At 41.0% G+C, this 7191-nt stretch carries 7 protein-coding genes and 1 pseudogene; 7 read left to right on the top strand and 1 reads right to left on the bottom strand.

The genetic code is table 11. The features are described from left to right. Positions 1 to 143: 143 nt before the first annotated feature. The 7 genes and pseudogenes from HMPREF9425_RS04815 to HMPREF9425_RS09100 form a co-directional block, all read left to right on the top strand. Entirely contained in the window at positions 144 to 944 is an 801-nt protein-coding gene (locus HMPREF9425_RS04815) for a TraX family protein (protein WP_003097196.1), read from the top strand. A 132-nt stretch (positions 945 to 1076) separates the two neighbouring features. Beyond that, positions 1077 to 1625: a DJ-1 family glyoxalase III gene (locus tag HMPREF9425_RS04810; protein WP_003097195.1), complete on the top strand. Its 549-nt coding sequence runs from the start codon at positions 1077 to 1079 to the stop codon at positions 1623 to 1625. Between the two features lie 268 nt (positions 1626 to 1893). Next, positions 1894 to 2667, top strand: a complete 774-nt coding sequence (locus HMPREF9425_RS04805) for a dihydroorotate dehydrogenase electron transfer subunit (RefSeq protein WP_003097194.1) — start codon at positions 1894 to 1896, stop codon at positions 2665 to 2667. A gap of 9 nt (positions 2668 to 2676) precedes the next feature. Beyond that, entirely contained in the window at positions 2677 to 3633 is a 957-nt protein-coding gene (locus HMPREF9425_RS04800; RefSeq protein ID WP_003097193.1) for a dihydroorotate dehydrogenase, read from the top strand. A 236-nt stretch (positions 3634 to 3869) separates the two neighbouring features. After that, a complete protein-coding gene (gene pyrF / locus HMPREF9425_RS04795) occupies positions 3870 to 4565 on the top strand; it encodes an orotidine-5'-phosphate decarboxylase (RefSeq protein ID WP_003097192.1) in 696 nt (231 codons plus the stop codon). 87 nt (positions 4566 to 4652) lie between these two features. Next, positions 4653 to 5282 (top strand): orotate phosphoribosyltransferase, encoded by a 630-nt coding sequence (gene pyrE, locus HMPREF9425_RS04790; RefSeq protein WP_003097191.1) that lies wholly within the window; start codon positions 4653 to 4655, stop codon positions 5280 to 5282. Positions 5283 to 5548: 266 nt separating this feature from the next. Continuing rightward, positions 5549 to 6205, top strand: a pseudogene (locus HMPREF9425_RS09100) (5'-nucleotidase C-terminal domain-containing protein); the annotation flags it as partial. Between the two features lie 36 nt (positions 6206 to 6241). On the opposite strand, the gene HMPREF9425_RS04780 reads toward HMPREF9425_RS09100, so the two are convergent. Further along, positions 6242 to 7150: an AraC family transcriptional regulator gene (locus HMPREF9425_RS04780; RefSeq protein WP_037621471.1), complete on the bottom strand. Its 909-nt coding sequence runs from the start codon at positions 7148 to 7150 to the stop codon at positions 6242 to 6244. Positions 7151 to 7191 lie beyond the last annotated feature (41 nt).

The following is a 7191-nucleotide window of genomic DNA, read 5'->3' as shown; positions in this document are numbered from 1 at the left end:
ATTTTAATCTAGTATAAATTATCTTGAAAAAATTGTATGACATAAACAGCTAAAAATCATATCAAAATTCTTCATATATTTTTTTGAATTTATGTTCTAGTTATGGTATCATTTAATATGCTGAAAATTAAAGGAGCATTAAAATGAATGATATTAAAAAGATATGCAATGCGACTAATTTGAAATACCTAGCTATTGTACTTATGTTTTTGGATCACATCCATCAGATGTTTGAGGGTATGGGAGCACCACTATGGTTGACTATGTTAGGACGTTTGGTTTTTCCTATTTTTCTCTTTCTAGCAGCTGATAGTTTTCATTACACACACGACCGTATGGCTTTTCTCAGACGTTTGCTTTACATGAGCTGGTTCATGACTATTGGTAACACCATTATTAGTAGTGTCTTTCATAATGGTAATCTTGGTTTGATGAACAATGCTTTTTCAACCTTCTTTATCACTGGGATTTTTATTTGTTCTTGGGATTTGTTGGCTAAGGGGCTTCGCGATAAATCATACAAGGAATTGATTCAAGGGATTGGTGTCTTTCTCTTGCCGATTCTTTCATCTATTCCAGTTGTAGTCCTTGGAGGTATATTTGAAACACCACATGCAAACCCACTTGTTGTACAAATTATTGCCTTTATCTTGTCACTTGTGCCAAGTATTATCATGGTTGAGGGTGGCTTTGTCATGGTTATTCTTGGTTTGCTATTCTATATTTTCCGTACCAATCGCATCGCTCAAATCATCGTCTTAGCTGTTATTTCAGTGATTGCCCATCTCTTTGATCCGACAGGTGTGCAGTGGATGATGGTCTTTGCTGCGATTCCTATGTATTTCTATAATGGTGAGCGCGGTAGTGGTAACAAGAATTTCTTTTATATTTTCTACCCAGCCCATATTTATCTCTTGTGGATCTTAGCAAGTTTGTTTAGATAAAATGACAAAGGCAGTCCTTGTGCTGTCTTTTTTCGTGCTCAAAATCCATTTTTATGGTTTGTTTCCTGCTTCTAAAACTGCTATAATTTAAGGCGTAATAGAATCTTGTGATAAGCAAATTGGAGGTATATCATGACAAAAGTAGCAGTAGTATTTGCGGAAGGATTTGAAGAAATCGAAGCTTTGAGCCCAGTGGATGTCTTCCGCCGAGCAGGATTTGACTGTAGCATGCTTGGACTTGAAAGTGCGTCAGTAACTGGCTCACATGGGATTCAAGTTGCCATGGATGGCGTATTTGATGGCAATTTTGCGGATTATGATTTGGTTGTCCTTCCTGGAGGTATGCCTGGATCAACTAATCTACGCGACAACGAAACTTTGATTGCCTCTCTTCAAGAGGCTGCAAAAGCTGGAAAATACGTTGCTGCCATTTGTGCGGCACCAATTGTTCTCGAACGTGCTGGTCTTCTTGAAGGTCGCAAATTCACATGTTTCCCTGGTGTTGAAGAACAAATTGCATCTGGCGACCATCAAACTGATTTGGTGGTCGTTGATGGCAATATTGTCACAAGCCGTGGTGCCGGAACAGCATTGGCATTTGCATATGCCTTGGTTGGTCTATTAGGCGGTGATGGTCAACAGTTGGCTCATACTATGGTCTACGACAGACTGTTTCAATAAGATGATAATAGACATGTATCAAACAGAGGGCCTAGTTATAGGCTAGAGAGACCTTAGCTTAGTTTTAAGAGATTTGGTTTTTTCTTTTCTGCTTTGACATCTCGCTTGAAAATGGTTATAATAATGACAAAATAACCTTTAAATGAGTCCAGAGAGGCTTAAAAGGTCGGACAGATTGAAACAGCAGGGTTCTCCTGTGATTTTTTGTGCGACCTTGCCATGTGGCGAGGTTTTTTTGATGACATTTTGCAGTTTAGAAAGGGTTGTCATGATATTAGTTGAAGATTTAACCATTGTGAGTCAGCGTGAGATTGCACCTCGTATTTTTGAGATGGTGCTTAAGGGAGAGATGGTTGCAGATATGAATGTTGGTCAGTTCGTTCACCTCAAGGTGCCAGACCCAAGCAAGCTCCTTCGTCGTCCGATTTCAATTTCAGAGATTGACTACGACAAGAAAGAGGCAACTATTGTCTACCGTGTGGAGCGTGAGGGAACAGCTATTCTGTCTAAGATGGTAGCTGGACAAACCATTGATACCATGGGCCCTCAGGGTAATGGTTTTGATATTTCTGTTATTGAGGCTGGGCAGAAAGCTCTCCTAGTTGGTGGAGGTATTGGTGTGCCACCTTTGGTTGAGACGGCTAAGCAGTTGAAGACTAAGGGAGTGGAAGTTGTATCAGTCATTGGTTTTGCCAATAAGGATGCTGTCATCTTGGAGGACAAGCTCAAAGCTTGTGGGGATGTTTATGTGACGACCGATGATGGTTCATACGGTATCAAGGGTTACGTTTCGACAGTTATTGATGGTTTCGACTGGACTCCAGATGCCGTTTACAGTTGCGGAGCTCCAGGCATGCTTAAATATGTCGATAGCAAGTTTGAAAATCATCCTCATGCCTATGTTTCTATGGAAGCTCGCATGGCTTGTGGTATGGGTGCTTGCTATGCCTGTGTGGTTCACGTTAAAGGAGAGTCGGACGCCAAAAATCTTCGTGTTTGTGAAGAGGGACCAGTCTTCCCTACCGGAAAAGTCATCGTCTAGGAGGTTACTATGTCAGAAATTAAATCAGAAAATCGTTTAGCTATTCGCCTTCCAGGACTCGATTTGAAGAATCCTATTATCCCAGCTTCTGGTTGCTTTGGCTTTGGTCAAGAGTATGCCAAGTATTACGATTTGGATAAACTAGGATCGATCATGATCAAGGCAACGACCGCCAACCCACGCTTTGGGAACCCGACACCACGTGTGGCTGAGACACCATCAGGCATGCTTAATGCCATTGGCTTGCAAAACCCTGGTGTTGATGCTGTCTTGTTTGAAAAACTCCCATGGTTACAGGAACATTATCCTGAGTTGCCAATCATTGCGAATGTGGCTGGATTTTCTAACGAAGAATATGCGGAAGTCTCTCACAAGATATCCAAAGCTAGTAACGTTAAGGCAATTGAGCTCAACATCTCCTGTCCAAACGTGGATCATGGCAATAACGGACTCCTCATCGGACAAGTCCCAGAACTTGCCTATGCAGCCGTAAAAGCCAGTGTTTCTCATTCTGATGTGCCCGTCTATGTCAAACTGACACCAAGTGTGGCTGACATCACAAGTGTTGCCAAGGCAGTCGAAGATGCCGGTGCGACAGGTTTCACCATGATTAACACCTTGGTCGGAACACGCTATGACTTGGCGACTCGCAAACCTATCATTGCCAATGGCCAAGGTGGTATGTCAGGCCCAGCTGTCTTTCCAGTAGCCCTTAAACTTATCCGCCAAGTTGCTCTAGCTTCAGACCTTCCAATCATCGGTATGGGGGGTGTTGACAGTGCCGAAGCGGCTATCGAAATGTTTATTGCTGGTGCCTCAGCCATCGGTGTCGGAACAGCCAACTTCGCAGATCCATATGCCTGCCCTAAAATCATTGACCGACTCCCTGAGGTTATGGACAAGTACGGCATCACAACACTCGAAGACTTACGTAAGGAAGTTCGAACAGACTTGTTGAAGAAATAGAATAAAAATAGCATTTTTAAGGAATTTAACAAAGCTATAATTACTTTCATCCCCCTTTGACATTCCATTATAAAAGCGCTATAATAGAACAAATTGAACTGAACCTTTAATCGAGTCCAGAGAGGCGAGAAAGGTGTACTGAGATGCTACGGCATTACTAAGGGGTAGGGACTGCCCTATTTTCGTGCAACCTTCGCTGACTGGCGGAGGTTTTTTTGTGTGAAAGGATATAAGAAATGAGAGAAAATCGTCCTGTTATTGCCCTTGATTTCCCGACTTTTGAGGATGTGAAGGCATTCCTTGCTAAGTTTCCTGCTGATGAAAAGCTCTATGTGAAGATTGGTATGGAACTTTACTATGCAGCTGGTCCAGAGATTGTTCGCTATGTTAAAGATCTTGGCCATAGTGTTTTCCTTGACCTTAAGCTTCACGATATTCCAAATACTGTGAAATCAGCCATGCGTGTCTTGTCTAACCTTGGCGTTGATATGACTAATGTGCATGCGGCCGGTGGTGTGGAAATGATGAAGGCTGCGCGTGAAGGCTTGGGAGATGGTCCAATCTTGATTGCTGTAACACAGTTGACCTCCACCTCTGAAGAGCAGATGCGTGATTTTCAAAATATCCAAACCACACTTCAAGAATCAGTGGTTCATTATGCTAAGAAGACTGCTGAAGCGGGTCTTAATGGTGTTGTTTGCTCAGCACACGAAGTAGCAAAAATCAAAGAAGCAACAAATGAAGATTTCGTTTGTTTGACACCTGGTATTCGTCCAGCAGGAGCAGCAGTTGGTGACCAAAAACGTGTCATGACACCTGCCGATGCCCATCAAATTGGTTCAGATTACATTGTCGTTGGTCGTCCAATTACACAAGCTGCCGATCCAGTAGCAGCTTATCACGACATCAAGGCCCAATGGAACGGTCAATAAATTTTCAAAAAGCCCTTATTTCATAGGAAAATAGATGGAATTAGGTTATAATAAAGAGTAGAAAACGCTTTACGGAGGATAATAATTATGACATTAGCATCACAAATCGCATCTGACTTGCTCAATATCAAGGCTGTTTACCTTAAACCTGAAGAACCATTTACATGGGCATCAGGAATCAAATCACCAATCTACACAGACAACCGTATTACTTTGTCTTATCCAGAAACTCGTACACTTATTGAAAATGGTTTTGTGGAAAAAATTAAGGAAGAATTTCCCGAAGTAGAAGTAATTGCAGGTACTGCAACTGCGGGTATTCCTCACGGTGCGATTATAGCTGACAAGATGAACCTTCCATTTGCCTACATCCGTAGCAAACCAAAAGATCACGGTGCTGGTAACCAAATCGAAGGTCGTGTGGTTAAAGGCGAAAAAATGGTTGTTGTTGAAGACTTGATTTCAACTGGCGGTTCAGTACTTGATGCTGTTGCAGCTGCAGAGCGTGAAGGGGCTGATGTTATCGGTGTTGTGGCTATCTTCACTTACGAATTGCCAAAAGCTGAGAAAAACTTCGCAGATGCTGGCGTGAAATTGGTCACTCTTTCAAACTACACTGAGTTGATTAAGGTTGCTAAAGTTCAAGGTTACATTACAGCAGACGGACTTCAACTCTTGAGAAAATTCAAAGAAAACCAAGAAACTTGGCAAGACTAGTTATCATGATTTAAGGTGGAACGTTTTAGGCGTTTCGCTTTTTTTAGTATAATTTAGGAAAAGATAAGCAGGGAGAGTATATGAGGACAATTAATGAGCGGTCAGATGCAACGGCAATGGATGAAGCTGTGCAAAATAAGATGGTCAGTCCCCGAGAACTAGTGTAGGCTACCATTCGTGAAGCAGAGAGGAGGAATCCCAAAATCAATGCTATCGTCAGTCAACGCTACGAGAAAGCATTGAAAGAAGCAGAAACTAGAGACTTTTTAGAAAGACCTTCAGCTGGTTTCCTTCAAGTCGCTGGAGCTCGCGTATATTATGACACAACTTTTCCAGCTGAAAAACGTATCTTATCAATTGACATTTTGGATCAAGAAACTTGTGTCTATAAACCGCTCAACACTAATGAAACTTACTACCTTGTAACGAATGACTTCTTGGCTGCTGGTGGGGATGGCTTCACAATGCTTGGTGGTCCACGTGAAGAGGGTCCTTCACTCGATACAGACTTTGCTGATTACTTGACTCATGCAGATCTTACGAAATACGCAGTAATAAATCCTAATTCACGTACAATTTCTATCTCAAGTGCCGATTTTGCTGTTTTAAATAAGAAAGAGAATGCGGAAGATCCAAGGGTTAATCCATTAAATACTATTGATCGAACTGTAGCTTCTAAAGTGTTAGAAAAAACTAAACCAGTAGTATCTAAAGTAGTAACAACACCTACCGGTAAAGCCTTCTTCGTTTCAACTTCAAACGAAACTCTTAAGGAAATTGAAAAGGTTACTGAAACTTTAGGCCAAACCGAAGAACTTCCTACAACAGGTGATAAGGCCTCACACGCTGGGCTCCTCGGACTTGGTATATTGCTAACTATCTTTAGAATTAGTGGAAAACACAAAGCTAAAGAGAAATACTAAGAAGTTTGCAGATAAAAATTAGAGTTAACCATTTGGCTAACTCTTTTTTGTTTTATTGTTGTTGCTATGTGTTTTTCGATACTGACTTGGTGTTTGGTCGTAATAGTGTTTAAATTGACGGTTGAAATTGGATAAATTGTTAAAACCAACATTAGTAGCAATTTCCAAAACTGGTTTTACGCTATTGCGGAGCTCCTCACAAGCAGCATGTAGTCTTGCTTGAATGATAAATTCGGTACAAGAGGTGCCAGTATGTTGTTTAAAAATCGTCATAAAGTGTGTCTTACTATATCCCATGAGCTCTGACAACTTTCCAATCGTGAGATTTTCAGCATAATGTTGATTGATGTAATCAATGATTTCACGAATTTTATCATTTTTACGATAATGATCATCAGAAGTCTTTCGCTCTACCAAACGATAGAAGTAGAAGAGGTAGATTAATTCTTCCAACTTTGACTTGAGAAGAAGTTCATAGTGACGATCTTTCTGACGAATCATCTTAAAAATCTCGAAGAGAAGTGCTTTTATTTCCGTATAACCCTCGTCTGATGGTCTTAGACATTGTTTAAACTTAAAATTGGAATTCTGTAAGGGCTGAAGATATCGGAGACTAAGCAGATCCACCAGAGACTGTCCCAACATATCCAAATGAAAATGAAGGGTGTCAGTATGATGAGACTGATTATCTATGGGATGAATCGAATGAAGCTCATTAGGACCTATCAAAAAAATATCTCCAGTCTGACTGTCAAAATAGTCATAATCAATATGATAGCGAGCTATCCCCTCATAAACGTACTGAATCTCAAGCTCAGGATGCCAATGAAAAAGGATATCAGGACGTCCATTTTCAACCTTGATTTCCGTCAGTCGAAATGGAAGCAGATTATCGTCAAAATCTATCAAATGTTTAAAATCAGTATCAGTAGCTGCTTGACTCATGGTAAACCTTTCAAAATCATAGGATAGCACCATGGTAGCAT

The sequence above is a fragment of the Streptococcus vestibularis ATCC 49124 genome (genome assembly GCF_000188295.1).
Lineage (GTDB): Bacteria > Bacillota > Bacilli > Lactobacillales > Streptococcaceae > Streptococcus > Streptococcus vestibularis.
Note: the sequence above shows the minus strand (reverse complement) of the source record. Positions and strands in the feature narration are given on the sequence as shown.

Bases quoted from the DNA above. Each gene is read 5' to 3' on its own strand.
- HMPREF9425_RS04780 (WP_037621471.1), bottom strand. From the start codon at position 7,150: ATGAGTCAAGCAGCTACTGATACTGATTTTAAACATTTGATAGATTTT.
- HMPREF9425_RS04815 (WP_003097196.1), top strand. From the start codon at position 144: ATGAATGATATTAAAAAGATATGCAATGCGACTAATTTGAAATACCTA.
- HMPREF9425_RS04800 (WP_003097193.1), top strand. From the start codon at position 2,677: ATGTCAGAAATTAAATCAGAAAATCGTTTAGCTATTCGCCTTCCAGGA.
- pyrF (WP_003097192.1), top strand. From the start codon at position 3,870: ATGAGAGAAAATCGTCCTGTTATTGCCCTTGATTTCCCGACTTTTGAG.
- HMPREF9425_RS04805 (WP_003097194.1), top strand. From the start codon at position 1,894: ATGATATTAGTTGAAGATTTAACCATTGTGAGTCAGCGTGAGATTGCA.
- pyrE (WP_003097191.1), top strand. From the start codon at position 4,653: ATGACATTAGCATCACAAATCGCATCTGACTTGCTCAATATCAAGGCT.
- HMPREF9425_RS04810 (WP_003097195.1), top strand. From the start codon at position 1,077: ATGACAAAAGTAGCAGTAGTATTTGCGGAAGGATTTGAAGAAATCGAA.